This is a genomic window from Mycobacterium sp., from assembly GCF_032159765.1.
Taxonomy (GTDB): domain Bacteria; phylum Actinomycetota; class Actinomycetes; order Mycobacteriales; family Mycobacteriaceae; genus Mycobacterium.
In genome coordinates this window covers 1-21,641 of sequence record NZ_JAVHWM010000082.1, presented here as the reverse complement: position 1 = coordinate 21,641, position 21,641 = coordinate 1, and the positions used below count along the sequence as shown (strand labels likewise).

General features: G+C 65.4%; 22 protein-coding genes. 7 read left to right on the top strand and 15 right to left on the bottom strand.

Annotated features, from left to right (window positions below; all coding sequences use genetic code 11):
• Positions 1-5: 5 nt before the first annotated feature.
• The 7 genes from QOH60_RS09230 to QOH60_RS09200 form a co-directional block, all read right to left on the bottom strand.
• The gene (locus tag QOH60_RS09230) at positions 6-899 is read right to left on the bottom strand and encodes an amidohydrolase family protein (RefSeq protein ID WP_526419377.1); all 894 of its coding nucleotides are present in this window, start codon (positions 897-899) and stop codon (positions 6-8) included.
• A 122-nt stretch (positions 900-1,021) separates the two neighbouring features.
• Complete coding sequence (locus QOH60_RS09225) at positions 1,022-1,273, bottom strand: Rv0909 family putative TA system antitoxin (protein ID WP_526419375.1); 252 nt, start codon at positions 1,271-1,273, stop codon at positions 1,022-1,024.
• A 12-nt stretch (positions 1,274-1,285) separates the two neighbouring features.
• The gene (locus QOH60_RS09220; protein ID WP_526419373.1) at positions 1,286-3,748 is read right to left on the bottom strand and encodes a cation-translocating P-type ATPase; all 2,463 of its coding nucleotides are present in this window, start codon (positions 3,746-3,748) and stop codon (positions 1,286-1,288) included.
• 19 nt (positions 3,749-3,767) lie between these two features.
• A complete protein-coding gene (locus tag QOH60_RS09215) occupies positions 3,768-5,330 on the bottom strand; it encodes a serine hydrolase domain-containing protein (RefSeq protein WP_526419410.1) in 1,563 nt (520 codons plus the stop codon).
• A 21-nt stretch (positions 5,331-5,351) separates the two neighbouring features.
• The gene (locus QOH60_RS09210) at positions 5,352-6,494 is read right to left on the bottom strand and encodes an MBL fold metallo-hydrolase (protein WP_526419371.1); all 1,143 of its coding nucleotides are present in this window, start codon (positions 6,492-6,494) and stop codon (positions 5,352-5,354) included.
• A gap of 4 nt (positions 6,495-6,498) precedes the next feature.
• Positions 6,499-7,230, bottom strand: a complete 732-nt coding sequence (locus tag QOH60_RS09205) for an enoyl-CoA hydratase (protein ID WP_526419369.1) — start codon at positions 7,228-7,230, stop codon at positions 6,499-6,501.
• 18 nt (positions 7,231-7,248) lie between these two features.
• Positions 7,249-7,704 carry a hypothetical protein gene (locus tag QOH60_RS09200; protein ID WP_526419367.1) on the bottom strand — a complete coding sequence of 152 codons (456 nt, stop codon included), beginning with the start codon at positions 7,702-7,704 and terminating at the stop codon, positions 7,249-7,251.
• Between the two features lie 43 nt (positions 7,705-7,747).
• Here QOH60_RS09200 and QOH60_RS09195 point away from each other — a divergent pair, with 43 nt between their 5' ends.
• The gene (locus tag QOH60_RS09195; protein ID WP_526419365.1) at positions 7,748-9,220 is read left to right on the top strand and encodes a carboxyl transferase domain-containing protein; all 1,473 of its coding nucleotides are present in this window, start codon (positions 7,748-7,750) and stop codon (positions 9,218-9,220) included.
• Positions 9,221-9,241: 21 nt separating this feature from the next.
• Here the strand turns inward: QOH60_RS09195 and QOH60_RS09190 are convergent, their stop codons facing one another.
• Together QOH60_RS09190 and QOH60_RS09185 are read right to left on the bottom strand one after the other, a co-directional pair.
• The gene (locus tag QOH60_RS09190; RefSeq protein ID WP_526419363.1) at positions 9,242-9,979 is read right to left on the bottom strand and encodes a DUF5336 domain-containing protein; all 738 of its coding nucleotides are present in this window, start codon (positions 9,977-9,979) and stop codon (positions 9,242-9,244) included.
• Positions 9,980-10,081: 102 nt separating this feature from the next.
• Entirely contained in the window at positions 10,082-10,849 is a 768-nt protein-coding gene (locus tag QOH60_RS09185; RefSeq protein ID WP_526419361.1) for a DUF5336 domain-containing protein, read from the bottom strand.
• 138 nt (positions 10,850-10,987) lie between these two features.
• Here QOH60_RS09185 and QOH60_RS09180 point away from each other — a divergent pair, with 138 nt between their 5' ends.
• Positions 10,988-11,680 carry a hypothetical protein gene (locus QOH60_RS09180; RefSeq protein WP_526419359.1) on the top strand — a complete coding sequence of 231 codons (693 nt, stop codon included), beginning with the start codon at positions 10,988-10,990 and terminating at the stop codon, positions 11,678-11,680.
• Positions 11,681-11,753: 73 nt separating this feature from the next.
• Here QOH60_RS09180 and QOH60_RS09175 read toward each other — a convergent pair whose 3' ends face one another.
• Positions 11,754-12,302, bottom strand: a complete 549-nt coding sequence (locus tag QOH60_RS09175) for a TetR/AcrR family transcriptional regulator (RefSeq protein ID WP_526419357.1) — start codon at positions 12,300-12,302, stop codon at positions 11,754-11,756.
• Between the two features lie 89 nt (positions 12,303-12,391).
• Between QOH60_RS09175 and QOH60_RS09170 the strand changes: the two genes are divergently transcribed.
• Entirely contained in the window at positions 12,392-13,537 is a 1,146-nt protein-coding gene (locus tag QOH60_RS09170; protein WP_526419355.1) for an FAD-dependent oxidoreductase, read from the top strand.
• 3 nt (positions 13,538-13,540) lie between these two features.
• On the opposite strand, the gene QOH60_RS09165 is transcribed toward QOH60_RS09170, so the two are convergent.
• Genes QOH60_RS09165 through QOH60_RS09150 form a run of 4 tightly spaced genes read right to left on the bottom strand, consistent with a single transcriptional unit; the run spans position 13,541 to position 17,569 of the window.
• Entirely contained in the window at positions 13,541-15,421 is a 1,881-nt protein-coding gene (locus tag QOH60_RS09165) for an ABC transporter ATP-binding protein (RefSeq protein ID WP_526419352.1), read from the bottom strand.
• 57 nt (positions 15,422-15,478) lie between these two features.
• Entirely contained in the window at positions 15,479-16,021 is a 543-nt protein-coding gene (locus QOH60_RS09160; RefSeq protein ID WP_526419350.1) for a chromate transporter, read from the bottom strand.
• A complete protein-coding gene (locus QOH60_RS09155) occupies positions 16,018-16,587 on the bottom strand; it encodes a chromate transporter (protein WP_526419348.1) in 570 nt (189 codons plus the stop codon). Before QOH60_RS09155 ends, QOH60_RS09160 begins: the two co-directional genes overlap by 4 nt.
• Positions 16,580-17,569 carry a phospholipase D-like domain-containing protein gene (locus QOH60_RS09150; protein ID WP_526419408.1) on the bottom strand — a complete coding sequence of 330 codons (990 nt, stop codon included), beginning with the start codon at positions 17,567-17,569 and terminating at the stop codon, positions 16,580-16,582. The genes QOH60_RS09155 and QOH60_RS09150 overlap by 8 nt, the downstream gene beginning before the upstream one ends.
• 127 nt (positions 17,570-17,696) lie before the next feature.
• On the opposite strand from QOH60_RS09150, the gene prrA reads away from it, so the two are divergent.
• Both prrA and QOH60_RS09140 read left to right on the top strand, forming a co-directional pair.
• Positions 17,697-18,395, top strand: a complete 699-nt coding sequence (gene prrA, locus QOH60_RS09145) for a two-component system response regulator PrrA (protein WP_526419346.1) — start codon at positions 17,697-17,699, stop codon at positions 18,393-18,395.
• 132 nt (positions 18,396-18,527) lie between these two features.
• The gene (locus tag QOH60_RS09140; protein ID WP_526419344.1) at positions 18,528-19,886 is read left to right on the top strand and encodes a sensor histidine kinase; all 1,359 of its coding nucleotides are present in this window, start codon (positions 18,528-18,530) and stop codon (positions 19,884-19,886) included.
• A 23-nt stretch (positions 19,887-19,909) separates the two neighbouring features.
• On the opposite strand, the gene QOH60_RS09135 is transcribed toward QOH60_RS09140, so the two are convergent.
• The gene (locus tag QOH60_RS09135) at positions 19,910-20,272 is read right to left on the bottom strand and encodes an FKBP-type peptidyl-prolyl cis-trans isomerase (protein ID WP_526419342.1); all 363 of its coding nucleotides are present in this window, start codon (positions 20,270-20,272) and stop codon (positions 19,910-19,912) included.
• Positions 20,273-20,302: 30 nt separating this feature from the next.
• Here QOH60_RS09135 and QOH60_RS09130 point away from each other — a divergent pair, with 30 nt between their 5' ends.
• A complete protein-coding gene (locus QOH60_RS09130; RefSeq protein ID WP_526419340.1) occupies positions 20,303-20,551 on the top strand; it encodes a DUF2630 family protein in 249 nt (82 codons plus the stop codon).
• Positions 20,548-21,641, top strand: a 1,094-nt coding sequence (locus QOH60_RS09125; protein WP_526419406.1) for a phytoene desaturase family protein, incomplete at its 3' end; no start/stop codon positions are given. The genes QOH60_RS09130 and QOH60_RS09125, both read left to right, overlap by 4 nt.

Sequence of the window (21,641 nt, the reverse complement as noted above, 5' to 3'; positions counted from 1 at the left end):
AAAACTCATCGGGTGAGCCCGAGCACGCGCATCGCGTTGTCCTTGAACACCAGTGGCAGCACTTCGGGATCGATCTCGAGCGTGTCGAAGTCGCGGCGCCAGCGGTCGGCCTCGATGAACGGGTAGTCCGTGCCGAACAGCACCTTGCGCTTCAGCTGGCGGTTGGCTGCGTGCACGAGCTGCGGCGGGAAGTACTTCGGCGACCATCCCGACAGATCGATATACACGTTCGCCTTGTGGGTGGCGATCGCGATCTGCGCGTCGACCCAGGGCACGGCCGGGTGGGCCATCACGATCGTCAGCTCCGGGAAGTCAGCCGCGACGTCGTCGAGCAGCATCGGGTCGGAGTAGCGCAGCTTGATCCGGTAGCCGCCGGGCAGGCCCGAGCCGAGCCCGGTCTGGCCGGTGTGGAACAACGCGGGCACCCCGGCGTCGGCGATTGCGCGGTAGATCGGGTAGAACCGCCGGTCGTTGGGCTCGAACGCCTGCATGCTCGGATGAAACTTGAAGCCCTTCACGCCGTATTCGTCGACGAGTTGGCGCACGCGGTTCACGGCCTGCTGGCCCGTCCAGGGGTCGACGGTGCCGAACGGGATCAGGATGTCGTTGTTGCGCGCGGCGCCGTCGATCATGTCCTCGACGGAGTTGGGTGCGTGTCCTGTCGCGGTCTGGGCGTCGACGGTGAAAACCACGGCAGCGATGTTGCGCTGGCGATAGTGCTCGGCGACGGCGTCGACGGTGGCGGTGCGGTCCGGGGGCAGCTTGAAGTACTTCTGGGTCGCCGCGCTCAGCGTGTCGTCAGTGAACTTGTGGCCGTGACAATCGGCTTCGACGTGCGTGTGAATGTCGATGGCGTCGACGCGGGCGAAATCGATTCCATACTCGTACTTTTGGGCCATCGGGCGAGTCTAGTTGCACCGAGCAGACGCAGAATCGCATGATTCGCCGCGAATTCGTGCGATTCTGCGTCTGCCGAGCGCTATGCCACTCCCGGTAGCGGGACAGAAAGCTTCGCCACCCGCTACGGCTTGGGATCGGCGGCCTCTGCGGGTGTGTCGGCGGGCGCCGGGGCCTCTGCCGGCTTGTCGACCGGTGCCGCAGCCTCAGCTGGCTTGTCGACAGCGCCTTTTGCCGCGACTTGCACCTTGTCGACGGTGTCCTTGTACTTGCCATGCGTCTTGGAGTCGACCAAGTCGCCTGCCTTGTCGATCGCCATGTCGACCTTGTCGGAGTTCTTCGACAGAAGGCCCTTGATTTTGTCCCACAAGCTCATCCCCACACCCCCTTAGCTAGCCGGTTGTCGGGCGTCATTGTTGCCCAGCGCCGGTCGTCTCCACAAGCGACGCCGTTCGCCGAGCAACCGGCCCTGCACCCACCACGTCACCTCGATCGCCGCGGCCCCGAGCAGGCCAAGCGCGAGCGCCTGCGAGGTCAGCGCGAGGTTCGATGGATCAATCTCGAAATACTTGCGGGCAAGGGGAATGGAGAAGATCACGACGTATGCGAGCGCCGACGCCGTCACCAACCCCACCCGCCACCAGGTGTAGGGCCTGGCAACTACCGCCAGCACCCAGAGCGCCGCCACCAATAGTGTGATCAATGCCGACGTGGACGCCTGCAGTTTCTCGTCCGGGGTCGCCCCGGAGCCGCGGTATGCCAACAGATACGACGCGAACGTCACGATGCCAACGATCAGGCCCGACGGCAGCGCCGCCGTCATCACGCGGCGCACGAAATGTGGCTTCGCACGTTCGTTATTGGGCGCCAGCGACAGAATGAACGCCGGAATGCCGATGGTGAACCACCCGACGATCGTCGCGTGGACAGGCAGGAACGGGAACGGCAGCGGGGCCGTGTCGAAGAACTTCGACCGGAGCCCGGCTAGCGCGACAAGCACCGCGAGCAACGCGGCGTACACCGTCTTGGTAAGGAACAGGCTGGAGACGCGTTCGATGTTGCCGATCACCCGCCTGCCCTCGGCCACCACGTATGGCAGCGTGGCGAACTTGTTGTCCAGCAACACAATCTGGGCCACCGACCGTGACGCGGAGCTCCCCGCACCCATCGCGACACCGATGTCGGCGTCCTTGAGTGCGAGCACATCGTTGACGCCGTCGCCTGTCATCGCCACCGTGTGGTCGCGAGACTGCAAGGCGTGCACCATCGCTCGCTTCTGGTCTGGCCGCACCCGGCCGAACGTGGAATATTCATCCATCGTGTCGGCGAGCGCGGCGGGGTCGGCGGGCAGCTCGCGGGCATCCAGCGTCGCTCCTTCCAGGCCCAGCGACGACGCCACCGCACCCACCGAGACGGCATTGTCGCCTGAAATGACTTTGACCGAAACATTCTGTGTAGCAAAATATTCCAGCGTTTCCTTGGCGTCAGGGCGAACTCGCTGCTCGAGAATTACCAACGCCGCGGGCGTGACGGTGCCGGGAGCATGCGGATGATCGACGGGCACGTCGCTTGAGGCAAGCAACAGGACCCGAAGCCCCCGCGCGCCAATCGCTTCCGCCTCCTCGGCGATGGAGGACTGAGGGTCGAGCAACACATCAGGCGCGCCGATCACCCAGTTCCCTTGACCCTCGTAGGTCACGCCGCTCCACTTCGTGGCGGACTTGAACGGCGCGACGGCTGTCGCGGTCCAGCCCGGCGGCAGCCTGTAGGCCTCCGCGATCGCCTGGATGCTGGCGTTGGGCCGGGTGTCATCGGCGGCAAGAGACGCCAGCACATCGGCGACGTGGCTGAGCGTCACCGTCCCTCCGGCCACGGGCTCCGTCTCCGAGAGCCGCATGCCGTTCTCGGTCAGGGTGCCCGTCTTGTCAGCGCAGACCACGTTGACGCGCGCGAGACCCTCGATCGCGGGCAGCTCCTGCACCAGGCACTGGCGCCGGCCCAGTCGGATCACGCCGACGGCGAACGCGAGCGACGTCAACAACACCAAGCCTTCGGGCACCATCGGCACCAGTGCGCCGACCATCCCAAGCACCGCGTCTTTCCAACCGGCGGCAGTGGTGAATAGCTGGGTATAGATGATCAGCAGCCCGGCGGGAAGGAGCAGGTAGGTGATGACCTTCAGAATCGTGTTGATCCCTGTGCGCAGCTCGGATTTGACCAGCTCGAACTTGCTGGCCTGCTCGGCCAGCTTGGCCGCATAAGCCTCGCGGCCGACCTTGGTGGCGCGGTAGGCGCCGCTTCCGGCGACGACGAAGCTGCCCGACATCACCGGATCGCCCACATCCTTGGCGATGGGGTCGGCCTCGCCGGTCAGCAGCGACTCGTCGATCTCCAGGTTGGAGTCCTCGACGACGACGCCGTCGACGACGATCTGATCCCCGGGACCCAACTCGATGATGTCGTCGAGCACGACGGCGTTGGGCAGAAGTTCGCGTGTGCCACCCTGTCGGCGCACGAGGGGTTTGGCCTGCCCGACGATCGCCAGCTTGTCCAGCGTCTGTTTGGCACGCAATTCCTGGATGATGCCGATCGCGCTGTTCGCGACGATCAGCAGGCCGAAGATGCCGTTGATCAACGATCCGGTGGACAGCACGATCACGAACAGCACGCCCAGGATCGCGTTGATCCGGGTGAACACGTTCGCACGGACGATCTCTGAGACGCTGCGCGCTGCGCGGGTGGGGACGTCGTTGGCCTTGCCCTCGGCGATTCGCTGGGCGACTTCGGCGTCGGTGAGGCCGGCGTTCAACGATTCCGCAGATTGTGGTCCGGCGACGTCGGGTTCGGCCATGGCCGCCAGCGTAGCCAGATCAGCGCGTGAAAGTGCCTACCTTGTTTCGGTCGTAGTACTCCAGCGTCAGTTCGTTGCCGGCGAACGTCGCCTTCGAAATCGTCCCCGGCGGGGCGTTCTCATTTTGCAGCGTGAACGTGAACGTTTCGCCGTCCCAATGAGTTAACGGGAACGTGTCGTTGCGCGGCCCGATCGAAAGCTGCAGTCCGCCGCCGGCCTGAGTGATTTTCGCCGGGCCCCAATAAGGATTCGCGTAGTCGCCGACGTAGGTATCCAGCGGCTTGGCCGGTGCCGGGTTCGCGGGCGGCTGCCTGCCGACGAGGGAGCCCTCGGGTTTGTCCATCGAGTCGAAGGCCTGGTGGTAGAGGGCTGCCCAGTCCTCGCGAATCTCGCCGAACTGCACGAGATCCATGAACTCGGCAGCCAGCGTTTCGGGCACACCGATCGGTGCGGCGTTGGTGAGCGCGATGATCCCGACGTTCGCGGACGGCAGCGCCGCGAATGCCGATCCGACACCGAGTGCGAACGCGCCCGAATGGCTGTATTGGGTGCGCCCGGCGGCCGTTACTGAGACGTTGAACCCGTAGCCGTAGAACGACGCCCGCGCACCCGGGTTGCCCGGCGGGACCGATATCACCTGAGGAGTCACTGCGGGCAGCAATGCTTCTTGCGAAGCAATCCGCACGCCGTTGTAGGTGCCGTTGCCGAGCACCATCATCAGCCAGCGCGCCATGTCGTTGATCGACGAACTGACGCCGCCCGCCGGCGACTGTGCGTCGGGATTTCTGGTAAACAGCGGTTGGTAGCCCGTTGGTGTCTTCACGTGAGCGAGGGCTCGGTTCGGCCTGGCCTCGTAGTCGGCGAATCGCGAACTCGTCGATGTCATACCCAGCGGCCGGTACAGCGCCTCATCGGAGAGCTCTTCCCACGGCTTCTTCGCTGCCGCGGCGACCGCCTCTGCGGCTGCGGTGATCCCGAAGTTGGTGTAAGCGTATGTGTTTCGGAAGGAATCAAGTGCCAGGAATTTCAGCCGCTCGATTATCTGACTTCGGTCGTAACCGAGGTCCTCCAGGCCGTCACCCGCGTGGTCGGGCAAGCCGGAGCGGTGCGCGTAGAGATCTGCGACCGTCACATGGCGCGTGACGTAGGCATCCGAGAGCACAAATGACGGCATGGTGACCCACACCGGCATGTCCCACCCGACCATGTTGTGGCTGACCTGGTTCGCAACGACGGTGGCGCCCACCGGCTTCGACAGAGAAGCGATCTGAAACACCGTGTCGGGATCGACTTTAGCGCCGGATCGAACATCTCTGACACCAAATCCCTTGGCGTAGGCCACTTTCCCGTCGTGTACCACCGCAACCGACATGCCTGGGATGCCGCTGCGCTTCATCAGCTCGTCCACCAGGCCGTCGACCTTGCCGATCGCGTCGTCGACCCGACCGGCCGGAATGTCGACGCCGGATACCTCGTTGGGCGGCCTGTTCGATGACGACGACGGAGCCGGCGCCTGCGGGGACCCGCAGGCGGCCAGCGTCAGCAAAATCACCGCGAGCGCAGCTCGTGCAACTCGTTGCATCACACCAACGACGCTAGCCGCTCACATCCGCCACCACCGCTCGAATCCCGTGCGGGGCGTCGCGCCAGGCGCGGCGGTGACGTCCGACGGGTCCACGCGCTCGCCCGGCTTGGGCACGACGACGGTCACGTCGTCGGCATTGGCGGCCTCGAGGAGTCGTTCGATGGGCTCGGCCCACGGGTGCGGAGCGAGCCGGAAAGTGCACCAGTGAATGGGCACCAGGAGCCCTCGTCCCGGTCCGCTGACGTCCAGGTGCGCACGCACCGCTTCCTCTGGGTTCATGTGGATATCCGGCCAGAGCGCGTTGTAGGCCCCGACCGGCATCAGCGTGAGGTCGAACGGTCCGTGCTCTGAACCGATGTCGGCGAAGGTCGTCGTATACCCGGTGTCTCCGCCGAAGTAGACGCGGTGTTGCGGACCAGCGAACACCCACGACGCCCAGAGCGTCGTATTGCGTGACAGGAAGCGACCCGAGAAATGCCGCGCCGGTGTGCAGACCAGCGTCAGATCATCCGCGGAACCCCGCTCGCCCCAATCCAATTCGACGATGCGGTGCGCGGGGATACCCCAGTCGCGCAGATGAGCGCCCACTCCGAGCGGGACGAAGAAGGGCGCGCGCTGAGTACGCGCCAGCGCGACCACGGTATCGAGGTCGAGATGGTCGTAGTGGTCGTGACTGATCACAATCGCGTCGATGGCAGGCAGCGACTCGAGCAGAACCGGTGGCGCGTGCATCCGCTGTGGACCCACGGTGTGCGACGGCGAGCACCGCTCGCTCCATACCGGGTCCGTGAGCACGCGGTACCCGTCGATCTCCACGAGCGTGGTCGAGTGGCCGAGCCAGGTGACGGCCAGCGGCGCCGGAGGGAGGCTCAGGTTGGCGGGCTGGACCAGCGGAATATCGGCGGGAGGCCGCCCTGCGCGTCCGGACAATATTTCCCGCAGCAAGATGCGCTGCTCCTGACGGTTCATCTCGATCATCGACGCGGGATCGATGTTGACGAACGCCCCCTCGCGGTAGTTCGGCGACGCGTTGGCGACCGCCCGAATGGCCAGCGGTCCTGCGCCCAGCGCCGCCGGTGCGCCGCGCAGCGCCCGAAGCGCCCACCCGCCGCCGAGCAGCGTGGCGGTGCCGATGCCCAACCGCAGCGCACCTCGAAGCATTCGCTCAGGCGCCCTTGAAGTCTGGCGGCCGCTTCTGAAGCCGGGCCACCTGTGCCTCGATCACGTCCTCGCTGGCCCACGCCTTTTCAAAGAGCTCCTTGTGGACCGGGTGCTGCTCCTCGTACGCGCCGTCGTCGTTCAGGACACGTTTGGCGTGCTGAAGCGCCAGCGGCGCCAGCCCGGCGATCTCGTCGGCCCACTTCTGGGCGTCGGCGAGGTCACCGATGCGGTTGGCCATCCCGGTCAGCAGCGCGGTCTCGGCGCCGAGCTTCTCCGCGGTCAGCAACATCGACCTGGCACGACCATGACCGACCAGTGACGAAAGCCGTCTGATACTCCAATTGTCAAGAGCAAGGCCATATTTGGAGGTGGGAAACTGAAAGAAGGCGTCGGGTGCGACGACGCGCAGGTCGCAGATCATGGCGAGCTGGAGCCCGGCGCCGATGGCGGGTCCGTTGATGGCCCCGATGACAGGCATCGGCGCCGCGTCGATCGCCTTGTTGAGCGCGATCAGCCGGTCCGGATAGTCGGCGGCGAACGCGTCGCCCGACAGGTCGGCGCCGGCGCAGAACACGCTGCCCTGCCCGGTGAGCACGAGCGCCCGCATATCCTCCGCGGCGGCGGCTTCAATCGCCTTGCGCAGTTCTTCGACGAGCTCACTGTTGAGCGCGTTGCGGCGGTCCGGCCGCTGCATCTCGATCGTCGTGACGGCCTCGACGCGAGTGACACCGATCATGGAGCCACCCTAGCGGGGTTAGCTGAGGCGCAGTTTGCGACCGGTCAGCCGCCGGTACCCGAACTCGAACGCGAAGCTGCAGACGAGCACCGCCAGCAGCGTGATCCATGTGCTGGCCGGCCCGGTATCGATCGTGTAGCCCAGAAGCAGAACAAACAGCCCGAGGTTCAACACGACACCGATGGCCAGCAATACGGGATTGGCGCCCGTCTGCGAACGGACGCGGAAGTGACCCACCGACACCGTCGCGTAGATCAACAGGAATGCCAGGCTGGCCATTTGTCCCACCGCCGACAAGGGAAAGAACACGACGAACAGCGCCGTCAACCCAGCGGCGACGAACAACCCGCCGGTGCCGCCAAGCCACACGTTGCGAGCAAAGCTCTTCGGCATGTCGCCGGACTTGGCAACCAGGTAGGCGAGGTTCGCGTCACCGAACATCGTCGCGTTCACGGTGCCGGCGGGGACGTTCATCGCGCTCAACCTATAACGCCATTCGCCTGGCTACCCTCATCCCGTGAGCCGGATTCCCGTGTCAGCGCTGCGGGACGCGGTGCTCGACGAAGGGTCGTTCGTCAGCTGGGACACCGCACCGCTGGACGTCGCCCCCGAGGCGGAATACGCCAGGGAACTGGCCGCCGCCCGCGCGTCGACGGGCAGCGACGAGTCGGTGCTCACCGGTGAGGGACGCATACACGGCCGTCGTGTCGCCGTCATCGCCTCCCAATTCGATTTCCTCGCAGGGTCGATCGGGGTGGCAGCCGCCGAACGGATCACCCGTGCGGTGGAACGCGCGACCGCAGAACGGCTGCCGTTGCTGGCCTCGCCGAGTTCGGGTGGCACGCGTATGCAGGAGGGCACCGTCGCGTTTCTGCAGATGGTCAAGATCGCGGCCGCGGTCGAGCAGCATAAGCGCGCGCATCTGCCCTATCTGGTGTATTTGCGTCACCCGACCACCGGTGGCGTGTTCGCGTCGTGGGGATCGCTGGGTCACGTCACGATCGCCGAACCGGGCGCCCTGATCGGTTTCCTCGGGCCGCGCGTTTACGAGCAGCTGTACGGCGAGCCGTTTCCGACGGGCATACAGACGGCAGAACATCTTCAGGAGCACGGGGTGATCGACGGGGTGGTCCCGTTGAAGTGGTTGCGCAGGACGTTGGAACGGGCGTTGAAGGTCATCGTCGACGCACCGCCGCCGCCGCCGACGGCCGCGGCTCCCGAGCCGTCACCCGACGTCCCGGCCTGGGAGTCGGTCATCGCGTCGCGCCGTCCTGACCGTCCAGGCGTTGGTTACCTGCTTCGGCACGGTGCCACCGAACGGGTGCCGCTGTCGGGCAGCGGGGACGGCGAAACGGTGCTGGCCCTGGCCCGTTTCCACCGGCAGCCCGCTGTGCTGCTCGGCCAGCGGCACACAGTCGCCGGGACAGTAGGTCCCGCGGCGCTGCGCAAAGCACGCCGCGGCATGGCGCTGGCCGCTGGGCTGATGCTGCCTCTGGTGCTGGTGATCGACACCCCAGGCCCGGCCCTGTCAGCCGAAGCCGAAGAGGAGGGACTCGCCGGCGAGATCGCAAGGTGCCTTGCGGATTTGGTGACGCTGCCGACGCCGACGGTGTCGGTGCTGCTCGGCCAGGGCAGCGGCGGTCCCGCTCTGGCCATGGTGCCCGCAGACCGGGTACTGGCCGCGCGGCACGCATGGCTGGCGCCCCTGCCACCCGAGGGCGCCAGCGCGATCGTCTACCGTGACGTCGCGCACGCCGCGGATCTGGCTGCCGCGCAAGGCATTCGCGCCACAGACCTGATGGCCTCCGGGATCGTCGACGCCATCGTGCCCGAGCATCCCGACGCCGCCGACGAACCGATCGAGTTCACCAAACGGCTGTCGAGGGCCGTCGCCGCCGAGGTCGCCGCCTCGAGGAGCGAGCCGAGCGCGCAGCGTTACACCAACCGGCTGGCGCGCTACCGCCGAATCGGTCTGCCAATGTCGGGGTGAGCGCGCGCTAAACCCGTTGCGTCACCAAGGGTTCTGCGGCGGCTGCGGTTGCGACGGCGGGGGCACTTGCGGCTGCGACGGCGGCGGCACGGGTTGCGACGGCGGCGCCTGATACGTCGGGGCTCCCGGCGCACCGGGCGCGCCTGCTCCGTAGTACGGCTGCTGCTGCGGCTGGCCGTAGCCGGGTTGGCCGTAATAGCCGCCGTACTGCGCTTGTCGCGGCGCGGGCGGCTTGATGACGCCCGACCCGAGCAGCAGGCCGACGACGGCAGCCGCGGCCTGCAGGAACGAGGTGACCAGGACCAGGATCAGGCCGATGCCTGCGCTGAACCCGTCGCCGATGCCGAACAGCAGGAACAGCGCCGAGACAAAGCCCGTCACTGACAACCCCGCCACCACGGCGTCGTGCGGTTCCTGCTTCGGCAGCAACGCGAAGGCGGCGATCAGAGCGGCCGCAAGCAGCGCCACCAAGGCGATGGTTCCGACACCCGAGGGAAAGATGCTGTAGAAGAAGCTGAACGATTTCGTCTTTTCATTGAAAGGGCTCTTGCCGGAGGTCTCGTCCACCTTGACGAACGGCGCGAACCCCAGGAAGAAGCTGATGACGCCGAGGGCGATGACGCCGATGTTCAGGAAGAACGGGACGCCCCTACCGGCGCTCGGCGCAGCACCGTACGCCGGTGCAGGCTGGCCGTAGCCCTGGCCACCGCCGGCCTGCGGCTGTTCGCCGTAGCCCCCCGGGCCTGTCGAGTAAGTCATTCACTGGCTCCTTGTCCATACGGTCGAGTCGAGCGTGTCTCCGGTTGCCTAAACTAGCGCCCCGCGAGCGCGCTGTCTGTATTGCCTCCCGGCCGGGAGCCGTTACGGCTGTTGGTAGGGCGACTGGTACGTGGTGCCTGCGGGCGGTGTTCCGGCAAACGGATTGGTCGGCGGCCCATACGCGACCTGGGTCGGCTGGACGAACGTCTGGGGCGCTGCGCCCGGCGGCACGGGGCCTGGGGGCATTGGATATAGCGCCGGTCCATAGCCGGGAGGGTAGGCGTAACCGCCGCCCGTCCTGATCACACCGGCTTCGATGAGCATGGCGGCGATCGCGAGGGCTGACTGCAGAAAACTCGCAACGAGAACGAGTATCAAGCCGACTCCGGCGTGAAACTTCGTCCCCAAGAACCCGTCCGCGAGACCAAACATCAGAAAGAGCAGGCACAAGAACCCGGCGACCGAAAGAGCCGCAACTGCGGTGTCATTGCTCGACGCCTTCGGGATGAGCCCGAAAGCCGCCATCAGCGCGGCTGTCACCAAGAGGCCAAGACCGATCACGCCGGCACCAAAACCGAGGTTTGCGAAGAAGTCGACTGAGTCTTTTGGCGTCGGGTCGCGAAGGGTGTCCATACCTTTCGATTCCACGCCGATCGTCAGATACGGCGCAAAGCCGAGGAAAAAGCTGATGATTCCCAGTCCTGCCACACCGATGTTCAGATAGAAGGGGATGCTGCGCCCTACTCCTAGCGCTGGTGCTGGCGCCGGGCCGTAACTCACGGCTTGGGGATTAGGCGCGAAACCTTGCGGCTGGACGCCATACCCATACCCTTGGCTGGCGCCGTATCCCGGGCCCCCCAGATAAGTCATGCAACCGCTCCTTCTCAACGACACGGGCGTGCTGCCTGCGCGAAACGACTGTAACGCCCGCCCGGGAAGCCAAGGGCAGCAATCTCGTCGGCGCTCGGCCGGAACGCCCAAGGCAATTCTCAGTGGCATGCTGGCGTTATGGGACCGTTCTTTCATTTCGTCGGATCCTTTTGGTGGTTGGTCTTCCCTCTCAGCGGGGTGATCGCCGGGGGGCTGAGGGCGGTCTCGGCCGCCAACGAGCGCCGTGCCGAGCGACGACTCGAGCGCTACCGCATCAAGCAGCAGACCAAGGTCGCGGTCGCGGAAGCCGCGGGCCGCGCGAAGACCAACGAGACGGCCAACCGCCGCGAGATGACGCGAGTGCTCGACCAGCACAGCCGAACTGACGCGAAGTGGTTGGACTATGAGCTCGACATCGCGAAGCTTCTCGACTTCCCGATGATGACCGACATGCGCAATCCCCTGACGATCGATTTCCACCGGGCCAAGCGCAAGGCCGACCTGCTGCGGCCGGAATCAGTCGACGATCTGATGGGCGATCGCGACGCGCAACTCGACTACCGCGACGCCGTCACGGAGTATGTGAGCGCGTTCGATATCGCCGAGGCCGAGGCTATTCGCCGCCGCCGTAGTGACTTCTCTGCTGAGGATCAGGAGCGAATCGAGCGCGCGCAGCATCTGATCAGGCTGGCAGCCGACAGTGGGGCGACTCCCCAGGAACGCCAGAACGCCTACGGCCGCGCTAAGAAGGAACTCGACGGGCTGATCGCGTTGCCCGCGACGGCGCGCGCCAGCATCGAGCAGAAGATCGCCGCCGCGATCCAGGCGTAGCGCCGATCGCCGCGAAATGGAATTCCATGTCGTTGCGCGGGCCGAATCACTACATGGAATTCCATTTCGCGGATTAGGGATCGGGTGACATCAGGTAGCGCTGCACGGTAGGTCCGACCCAAGCGACGACGTCCTCGCGCGGCATCTGCACGATTGGCGGCAACTTCAGCACATACCGGCAAAATGCAAGGCCGAGAATCTGCGTCGCGATGAGAGCCGCGCGCTTTGCCGCGTCTGAGGGGGCAAGCCGGGCCACCGTAGGCGCAAGCTGCGTGGCGAAGATCTGCTGCATCCGTTGTGCTGCTTCGCTATTCGTCGTACTGGTCCGCAATAGCAACACGAGAGTCTCGTCGCCCTCCCAGCGATCCAGGAAGTGACGGACGAGGGCCTCGCCGATCTGATTCGGGTCGACGGAGACCAAATCCGGAAAGCGGAGATCGAATTCGGCCGCCGCTGCGAACAGCTGGTCCTTGCTGCCGTAGTAGCGCATCACCATCGACGGGTCGATGTTCGCATCCGCAGCGATCGCACGGATCGTCGCAGCCTCGTATCCGACCGCGGCGAACTTCTCGCGCGCTGCGGCCAGGATCGCGGCCTTCGTCAGCTCAGAGCTTCTCGGCATGCCAACAATTGTAGGCCAACGCGTGTTGACTTTTGCGCGGAGCGGGCGCAAGCTTGATGCCAACAAGCGTTGGCAAAGGAGGAGTCGAGATGGTTACTTCAACAGATGTGCTGGTCATCGGGGCTGGACCGACCGGTTTGACCCTGACGACCGCGTTGGCGGCAGGAGGTGTCCACGCGACGGTGGTCGACGCAATGCCATCGGGCGCCAACACGTCGCGCGCCGCGGCGGTCGCCGCACGCACGCTTGAGGTGCTGGAAGAGCTCGATGTCAGCGAACGCCTGGTCAAGAGCGGTCTGCAGGCACGCACCTTCAGCATCCGCGACCACGACCGGGTGTTGATTCCGCTGGACTTCGGCAGCCTGCCGACCGCCTATCCGTACACGCTGATGATCTCCCAGGCCGAGACCGAGAAGATGCTCCTCGACCGGCTGGAGGAACTCGGCGGCCACGTCACGCGACCAAAGAAGCTCATCGCGGTGCGCCAGGAGAGCGACTGTGCCGTCGCCTCATTCGAGGACGGCGACGAGATTCGCGCGCGATACGTCGTCGGCGCCGACGGAATGCACAGCACAGTGCGAGCCGCAGCAGGCATCAACTTCGTCGGTGCGGCATATCCGGCGTCGTTCGTGTTGGCTGATGTCCGCATGACCGGCGAGGTACCCGTCAGCGAAATCCTGTTGTTCTTTGCGCGCAACGGGCTCGTCGTCGTCGCACCGCTTCCAGGTGACGTCTTCAGGATCGTCTCCCCGGTCGCTGATGCGCCTGCCGAACCCGAACGCGAATTCGTCCAGGAGCTCCTCGACACTCGGGGCTTCGGCCCGGGGCAGCTCCAGGTGGGCGAGGTGGTCTGGGGTTCGCGCTTCCGTGTTCACCACCGCGTCGCCGACACGTACCGCTCGGGCCGGCTGTTGCTCGCGGGGGATGCCGCCCACGTGCATAGCCCCGCCGGCGGCCAGGGCATGAACCTTGGCGTCCAGGACGCCGTCGCATTGGCCGACGTGCTCGACCGCGTCATCGTCGGCGGAGAGCCCGATCAGCTGCTGGACGCGTACAGCGATGCACGCCGGCCGATTGCCCGCCAGGTCGTGAAGCTGACCGACCGGCTGACCCGGTTGGCCACCCTGCCGAGCGGGTTGCGCCCGGCGCGCAACGTCGCGATGTCAGCGGCGTCGCGCATACCGGCGGTCCGACGCGCGCTCACGTGGCAACTGAGCGGCCTGGTCTACCGCTGAGCGCTACGCCGCAGAGGCGTCCTCGCCGAACTGCGTGACGTACAGCTCGGCGTAGCGGCCATCAAGGTTGAGCAGTTGCTGGTGCGTGCCGCGCTCGACGATGCGGCCGTCCTCGACGACGAGGATCACGTCGGCGGCCCGAACCGTGGACAGCCTGTGCGCGATCACAATCGACGTCCGGCCGGCAAGCGCCTCCGAAAGTGCTTGTTGGACAGCGGCTTCTGATGCCGAGTCCAGCGAGGCCGTCGCCTCGTCGAGCACGAGGACGCGCGAGTCACCCAGCAACAGGCGCGCGATGGTGAGCCGCTGGCGCTGGCCGCCGGAGAGCCGGTAGCCCCGATCTCCCACGACGGTGTCGAGACCGTCGGGCATCGCGGCGACGACGTCGGACAGCCGAGCCCGCCGCAGCGCATCCCACAGATCGTCGTGAGTCGCCTCGGGTGCGGCGAGCTTCAGGTTCGCGCGGATGCTTTCGTGAAACAGGTGGCCGTCCTGTGTGACCATGCCGACGGTCTCCCGCAGCGCCGCGAACGACAATGACCTGACGTCGACGCCGTTGAGCCGCACCGCGCCGGACTCGACGTCGTAGAGGCGGGCCAGCAGCGACGCGATCGTCGACTTGCCTGCTCCCGACGAGCCGACGAGCGCCACCATCTGCCCCGGCTCGACAGTGAACGAAATCCCATGTAGCACTTCATCTCCGCCGCGATCATCCAGAACCGCTACCTCTTCCAGCGAGGCAAGCGACACTTTGTCTGCGGACGGATAGCCGAATTGGACGTCGTCGAATTGCACCGCCACAGGGCCCTCCGGCACAGCGACCGCGTCCGGCTTCTCCTGGATCAGCGGCTCCAGATCGAGCACCTCGAACACCCGCTCGAAACTGACTAGGGCGCTGGCGATCTCGACGCGCGCATTGGCCAGCGCGGTCAGCGGTGCGTATAGCCGGGTCAGCAGAAGCGCCAGGGTGACCACGGCACCCGCGGCAAGGTGTCCGCCGATGGCGAGCACACCGCCCAATCCATAGACCAGCGCCAGCGCCAGCGCGGACATCAGAGTCAACGAGTTCATGAACGTCGACTGCAGCATCGCCGAGCGGACCCCGACGTCGCGTACCTGCCCGGCCCGCAGTGCGAACTCCTGCGATTCCCGCTCGGGATTGCCGAACAGCTTGACCAACGTCGCGCCGGGAGCCGAGAAACGTTCTGTCATCTGCGTATTCATCGTGGCGTTGTAAATCGACCGTTCCCGGCTCAGCCGCGCCATGGTCCCGCCAATGCGCCGCGCGGGCACGACGAACAACGGAACCAGAACCAGCGACAGCAGCGTGATCTGCCACGAGATTCCGACCATCACCGCCAACGTCAGCGTCAGCGTGACGGCGTTCGACACCACGCCCGACAGGGTGTCGGAAAATGCCCGCTGGGCGCCCATCACGTCGTTGCCAAGCCGGCTGACCAGTGCACCCGTGCGGGTCCGGGTGAAAAACGCGACCGGCATCCGCTGCACGTGGTCGAACACCGCGGTGCGCAGGTCGAGGATCAGCCCCTCACCGATCGTCGACGACAGCCAACGGGTCGCCAGCGACACGCCAGCTTCGGCCAGCGCCACCACGGCAATCACGACGGCCAGCCCGATCACCGCCGCGGAGGGACCACCGCGCACGATCACGTCGACGACCCGTCCGGCGAGCAGCGGCGTGGCGACCGCCAACAACGCACCGACGACGCTGATGCCGACAAATACCGCCAGCCTGCGGCGATGGGGGTGTGCGAAACGCCAGATGCGACGCAACAGCCCGCGGCCGGCGAGGGCGCGCAGGTCTCCCCCTTTGGCACTCATCTGGCGGTAAAGGGTGCTCCTGGCTACGGCTTCGATACTCACTGCCCCCACGGTAAAACCTCAACAATGGATGAGGTCAAACCCTTCCGGGGTGTGTCGCTAGACCACGCCGAGATAACCGAGCACGGCGGCCGCGCCGACAACGATCAGCGGATTCGTCTTCGTGAAGACGAATATCGCCGTGCACACGGCGGTGAGCGCGTATGCCCGCCAGTCGTGGTCGGCGGTACGCCCCATCACGTAGGAGGTGGCCAGGATCAGCCCCACCGTCAGCGGCGCGAAGCCCTTCTCGACAGCGGCCCGCAGCGGCGATTCCTGCGCCTTTTGCCACACCAGCGTGAGTAGGTACACCAGCACCGCCGCGGGCAGAATCATCGCCACGGTCGCGATGACGCCGCCGAGCACGCCGCCTGCGACGCCGTACTGTAGCCCCGCGCCGTATCCCACCAACGTCACGATCAGGATGCTTGGTCCCGGCGCGGCCTGGGCGATGGAGAACACGTCGGCGAACTGCGAGTCGGTCAGCCAGTGCTCGCCCTTCACCGCCTTCAAGTGCATTTCCGGCAGAACGGCGTTGCCTCCACCGATCGACAGCAACGAGAGCATCCCGAACAGCCCGGCCAGCTGGAGATACGTGCTCACGACGAAGCTGGCTTCTTTCTCGGCCACGCCCAGATCAGGCTCAGCGGCGCGACGATCGCAAGAACCAGCAGAAGCTGCCAGCGCAGAATGCCGTTGAGGACGAACGTCGCGGCAAATAGCAGGATCGGCACGATCCCGCCCAGGGCTTTCTGGCCGGTCTTGATCGCCATCGCCACGGTCAGCGCCACGGCTGCGGCGGAAGCACCGTGGAGGCTGCTCTTGAGCGCAGGCACTTCCTTGAACTTGAAGTAGAAGTAGCCCATCGCCAAAATGAACACGACAGGCAGGAAGCAGAGGCCGAACAGCGCGGCGATCACACCTGGGATGCCGGCCATCTTGGTGCCGACGTACACCGCCATGTTCACTTGGTTCGCGCCCGGGAGGATCCGGCACATCGTCAAGGCGCTGAGGAACTCCTTGTCATCCATCCACTTCTTTTCCACCACGATCACCTCTCGTGACCAGGCGGACAGGCCACCCCCGAACGACGCGAGAGCGATGTGATTGAACGTAAATGCCAGCTCGAACAGGGAGACCTTTGCAGGCGATTCCTCGAGCTCACTCATGCACGAGGTCTTCGTCGTGCGGGAAGTCATCCTCGACGTGCTCGGACGACCGAAGTGGATCCGGCGGATCGTAGTGGTGGGAGAGCTCCCAGTCGGAGTCGAAGACTTGTTTGAGCCGCGCGACGACGTCGTGCGCCGTCACCGTGACACCCAGCTCGCGGCGCATGTCGAAGGCGCTGCGGTCGATGTTCATCGATCCGACCAAGGCGTGCATGCCGTCGGCGATGAGCAGCTTGGCGTGGACTCGCAGGTTCTTCTGCTTGTGCACCTTGACGCCGAACCGGCGCAGGGTGCGCAGCGACGCGAAGGTGTCCAAAATGTCCCACTCGCTGATCCCGTGCCTACCCCCGCACAACACGTGGACCTTCACGCCGCGATCGGCAGCGGCGGCAATGTGATCGAGAATCACGGCGTCGACATATTTAGGGTGCTGAATATCCAGGCAGACTTTTGCGGTATCGATGAACTCGGCCATGTGGTATCGGGAATTCGAATTGCTCCAGAGCAACCCTTCATATGTGGAGCAGGTCCATTCGCGGTGATCCCAATCGGCGTCGAAAACCTCAGTTATCTGCGCCACCTGATGCGGGTTATCGACGATAATGCCGTAGTCACGAGTCAGGGTGAAATACTTCGGATGGAGATTGAAGGTCGCGACGAGCGCGGTTTTACCGTCCACCACAATCGACTTCTCATGTGTAACATAGAAGTTGGGGTTCGACCACTGGACTTTAACACCGGCCTTTTCGAACGTCTCGTAACTCTCGTCATTCGCACGATCTCCGCCGGACCGTGCGGGGTTCAGCATGACCCTCACGTCGACGCCGGCGTTCTGCCGGTCGATAATCGCGTTGATAATGCTTTCTTCGGTCAAAGCGAATTGTTTGATGAGAAGCGAGGTCTGCGCGGATTGGATGAATTCGACAACCGGGGTTAAACCGTCATCGGGCTCGACAATCAGGCGCTGTGAAGGCGTCAGCATAAGGTCCGAATAGTAGCACCAGCACATTCCGTTTGGTTTGCCATCGGAGAGATCGCCTGCACGTTTTTCTGGCAGCACCTCACGCGCCTCCGTCGTCCGCAGTCGTTTATCAGGCAAGATTGACGACATGGACAGTGCTGCATCCCCGCGCGTGCTCGTGGTCGACGACGACGCCGACGTGCTTGCGTCGCTGGAGCGCGGGCTGAGACTGTCCGGGTTCGACGTGGCAACGGCCACGGACGGGGCCGAGGCACTGCGCAGCGCCACCGAGAGCCGCCCCGACGCGATCGTGCTGGACATCAACATGCCCGTGCTGGACGGCGTGAGCGTGGTGACGGCGTTACGAGCGATGGACAACGACGTACCTGTGTGCGTGCTTTCGGCACGTAGCTCGGTCGACGATCGGGTCGCAGGACTGGAAGCCGGCGCGGATGACTACCTGGTCAAGCCGTTCGTGCTGGCCGAACTGGTCGCGCGGGTGCGCGCTCTGCTGCGCCGACGGGGCTCGACAGCCACATTCAGCTCGGAGACCATCCAAATGGGACCGCTGGAGGTGGACATCCCCGGACGACGGGCACGCGTCAACGGCGTCGACGTCGACCTGACCAAACGCGAGTTCGATCTGCTCGCCGTGCTGGCCGAGCACAAGACCGCGGTGCTCTCCCGCGCGCAGCTGCTCGAGCTGGTCTGGGGGTACGACTTCGCCGCGGACACGAACGTCGTCGACGTGTTCATCGGCTACCTGCGCCGCAAGCTCGAGGCCGGGGGCGCTCCGCGGCTGCTGCACACGGTGCGGGGCGTGGGATTCGTCCTGAGGACGCAGTGATGAGCGCTTGCGCGAAGAACAGAGAACACCGATGAGTGCTTGCCGGCGCCGATACACGCCGAGTTCTGCACCAGGGTCGTTGATTCCGCGGATCAGCAGCCCTGGTGCAGAACTCGCGCAGAACAGACGGCCGTGAACCGCGTTTCGAATGCATTCCGCCGCACCCCGTCTCTTCGGACCCGGGTAGCGTTCGCCACCGCGATCGGCGCGGCGATCGTCGTGCTGATCGTCGGCACGATCGTGTGGATCGGCATCACCAACGACCGCATCGAGCGGCTGGATCGCCGCCTCGACGAGGCTGCCGGGTTCGCGCTGCCGTTCCTGCCGCGAGGGTTGGACGAGATCCCGCGCTCCCCCAACGACCAGGATGTCGTCATCACGGTCTACAAGGGCAACCAGCCGCCCGTGTCGAACGCGAATGTCGTTCTGCCCAAGCTCGATTCCGACTATGCCGACACCTACCTCGAAGGCGTCCGCTACCGGGTACGAACCGTCCCGATTCGCAGCGACGAACCGATGTCGGTGGCCGTTGGCGCCACCTACGACGACACCATCGCAGAAACCAACAACCTGCATCGACGAGTAATCCTGATCTGTTTGTTCGCGATCGGCGCAGCGGCGGTCCTGGGCTGGCTGCTCGCGACATTCGCGGTGCGGCCGTTCCGACGACTGGCCCAGCAAGCCCGGTCCATCGACGCGGGAGATGAGGCACCGGACGTCGAAATCCGCGGCGCCACCGAGGCAGTCGAGATCGCCGACGCCCTCAACGGCATGCTGCAGCGGATCTGGAAGGAGCAGGACCGTACCAAGTCGGCACTCACATCGGCCCGCGACTTCGCCGCGGTCTCCTCACACGAGCTGCGCACACCGTTGACTGCGATGCGCACCAACCTCGAGGTACTCGCCACGCTGGAATTGCCAGAGGAGCAGCGCAAGGAAGTGCTCAGCGACGTGATCCGCACCCAGTCGCGGATCGAGGCGACGTTGTCGGCCCTGGAGCGATTGGCCCAGGGTGAGCTGTCGACATCCGACGATCATGTGCCCGTCGACATCACCGATCTGCTCGACCGTGCTGCGCATGACGCGATGCGGATCTGGCCGGACCTGGACGTGTCGCTGATGCCGTCGCCGTCTGTGATCATCGTCGGATTGCCCGCTGGATTGCGGCTGGCCGTGGACAACGCGATCGCCAACGCGGTCAAACACGGCGGGGCAACTCGCATCCAGCTGTCGGCGGTCAGCTCGCGCGCGGGGGTGGAGATCGCCATCGACGACGACGGCTGTGGCCTTCCCGAGGAGGAGCGCAAGGTGGTGTTCGAGCGGTTCTCCCGCGGCTCCACCGCGTCCCAGTCGGGGTCGGGACTCGGCCTGGCGCTCGTCGCGCAGCAAGCCGAATTGCACGGTGGCACAGCTTCGTTGGAGGCCAGCCCGCTTGGCGGCGTCCGCCTGCTGCTCAGGCTGCCTGGTCCAACGCCACCCGACCCGTTCTAGTCCTCACCTCGCCAGTCGGCGGCTTACTTCGAGCCCAATAGGTCGATGACGAAAATCAGTGTCTTGCCCGACAACCGATGCCCGGATCCCGGGGGGCCATACGCCTGGTCAGGGGGGATCGTCAGCTTGCGGCGACCACCGACGCGCATCCCCGGAATGCCGTCCTGCCAGCCCTGAATCAGCCCGCGCAACGGAAACTCGATGGATTTCCCGCGATTCCATGAACTGTCGAATTCCTCACCGGTGTCGTATTCGACGCCGACGTAATGTACTTGCACCGTGCCGCCCGGCACAGCTTCGGCACCGTCGCCGACGGTGAGGTCTTCGATCACGAGCTCGGAGGGTGCAGGACCGGACGGGAAGTCGATCTCGGGCTTGTCTGTCACAGACACCACGCTAGCGGGCACACTGTGGATGTGGCAGAGGACAACGACACCCTTCGGAATATCAACGCACTCGTCGCTGAGGAGAAGGAGCTGCGCGCCAAGTTGCAGCGCGGTGAGATCAGCGCCGACGAGGAACACTCACGGCTGCGGGCCGTCGAGGTCGAGCTTGACCGGTGCTGGGATCTTCTCCGGCAGCGGCGCGCGTTGCGTGAGACGGGCGGTGATCCCGCAAGCGCGCACGTCCGCCCAGGCGACGAGGTCGAGGGCTACCTGAGCTGACCTCCTACGACGCCGTCGTCATCGGCGGCGGGCACAACGGGCTGGTCGCCGCCGCGTACCTGGCGCGCGCCGGCCAACGAGTATTGGTGCTCGAGCGACTCGAACATGTCGGCGGGGCGGCGGTTTCCGCGCAGGCGTTTGCCGAGGTTGATGCGAGGCTGTCGCGGTACTCGTATCTGGTCAGCCTGTTGCCTTCACGCATTGTCGACGACCTGGGACTGCCCGTGCGGCTTCTGCGCCGAAAGTACTCGTCGTACACGCCCGACCCGGGCACTGGTGGCCGCACCGGCCTTCTCGTCCAGGCGGGCGACGGCTTCGCTTCTGACTTCTACGGGCGGTGCCGGCTGATCACTCAAGCGCTGTGGCCGACGATGACCGCACCACTGCTGTCACGCAGCCAGGCAAGGCGATTGGTTGACGACGACACAGCGTGGGCCGCGCTGGTCGAAGAGCCGATCGGGATAGCGATCAGGGAAGCGGCGCGAGATGACCTGGCGCGCGGCGTGATTGCCACCGATGCGTTGATCGGCACGTTCGCACGACTGGACGACTCGTCGTTGCGCCAGAACGCCTGCTTCTTGTATCACGTGTTCCGCGATTGGGACGTACCGGTCGGTGGCATGGGCGCGGTCACTGACGCGCTGAGCACGGCGGCGAGGCGTTACGGCGCTGAAATCATCACCGGTGCTGATGTTTTCAGCGTCACTCCGGACGGAGAAGTGCGATACCGGGTTCGCGACGGGGAGCACCGGGTTCACGGACGATTCGTGCTCGCAAACGTCACGCCCACGGTGTTGGCGTCGCTTCTGAGCGAGGTACCTCCGTCGTCGTCACCCGGATGCCAGGTGAAGGTCAATCTGATGCTGCAGCGCCTGCCACGGTTGCGCGATTCCGGTGTCACGGCGGAACAGGCATTCGGCGGCACGTTTCACATCAACGAGGCATACAGCCAACTGGATTCGGCGTTCGAGGCGGCCGTGTCTGGCCGGGTACCCGATCCGCTGCCCTGCGAGATCTATTGCCACTCGCTGACCGACCCCACCATCCTGTCACCGTCGCTGCGGGCGTCCGGCGCGCAGACGCTGACGGT

Bases quoted from the DNA above. Each gene is read 5' to 3' on its own strand.
- QOH60_RS09230 (WP_526419377.1), bottom strand. From the start codon at position 899: ATGGCCCAAAAGTACGAGTATGGAATCGATTTCGCCCGCGTCGACGCC.
- QOH60_RS09175 (WP_526419357.1), bottom strand. From the start codon at position 12,302: ATGCCGAGAAGCTCTGAGCTGACGAAGGCCGCGATCCTGGCCGCAGCG.
- QOH60_RS09170 (WP_526419355.1), top strand. From the start codon at position 12,392: ATGGTTACTTCAACAGATGTGCTGGTCATCGGGGCTGGACCGACCGGT.
- QOH60_RS09205 (WP_526419369.1), bottom strand. From the start codon at position 7,230: ATGATCGGTGTCACTCGCGTCGAGGCCGTCACGACGATCGAGATGCAG.
- QOH60_RS09155 (WP_526419348.1), bottom strand. From the start codon at position 16,587: ATGAGTGAGCTCGAGGAATCGCCTGCAAAGGTCTCCCTGTTCGAGCTG.
- QOH60_RS09210 (WP_526419371.1), bottom strand. From the start codon at position 6,494: ATGCTTCGAGGTGCGCTGCGGTTGGGCATCGGCACCGCCACGCTGCTC.
- QOH60_RS09185 (WP_526419361.1), bottom strand. From the start codon at position 10,849: ATGACTTATCTGGGGGGCCCGGGATACGGCGCCAGCCAAGGGTATGGG.
- QOH60_RS09215 (WP_526419410.1), bottom strand. From the start codon at position 5,330: ATGCAACGAGTTGCACGAGCTGCGCTCGCGGTGATTTTGCTGACGCTG.
- QOH60_RS09190 (WP_526419363.1), bottom strand. From the start codon at position 9,979: ATGACTTACTCGACAGGCCCGGGGGGCTACGGCGAACAGCCGCAGGCC.
- QOH60_RS09200 (WP_526419367.1), bottom strand. From the start codon at position 7,704: ATGAACGTCCCCGCCGGCACCGTGAACGCGACGATGTTCGGTGACGCG.
- QOH60_RS09180 (WP_526419359.1), top strand. From the start codon at position 10,988: ATGGGACCGTTCTTTCATTTCGTCGGATCCTTTTGGTGGTTGGTCTTC.
- QOH60_RS09225 (WP_526419375.1), bottom strand. From the start codon at position 1,273: ATGAGCTTGTGGGACAAAATCAAGGGCCTTCTGTCGAAGAACTCCGAC.
- QOH60_RS09150 (WP_526419408.1), bottom strand. From the start codon at position 17,569: ATGCTGACGCCTTCACAGCGCCTGATTGTCGAGCCCGATGACGGTTTA.
- prrA (WP_526419346.1), top strand. From the start codon at position 17,697: ATGGACAGTGCTGCATCCCCGCGCGTGCTCGTGGTCGACGACGACGCC.
- QOH60_RS09220 (WP_526419373.1), bottom strand. From the start codon at position 3,748: ATGGCCGAACCCGACGTCGCCGGACCACAATCTGCGGAATCGTTGAAC.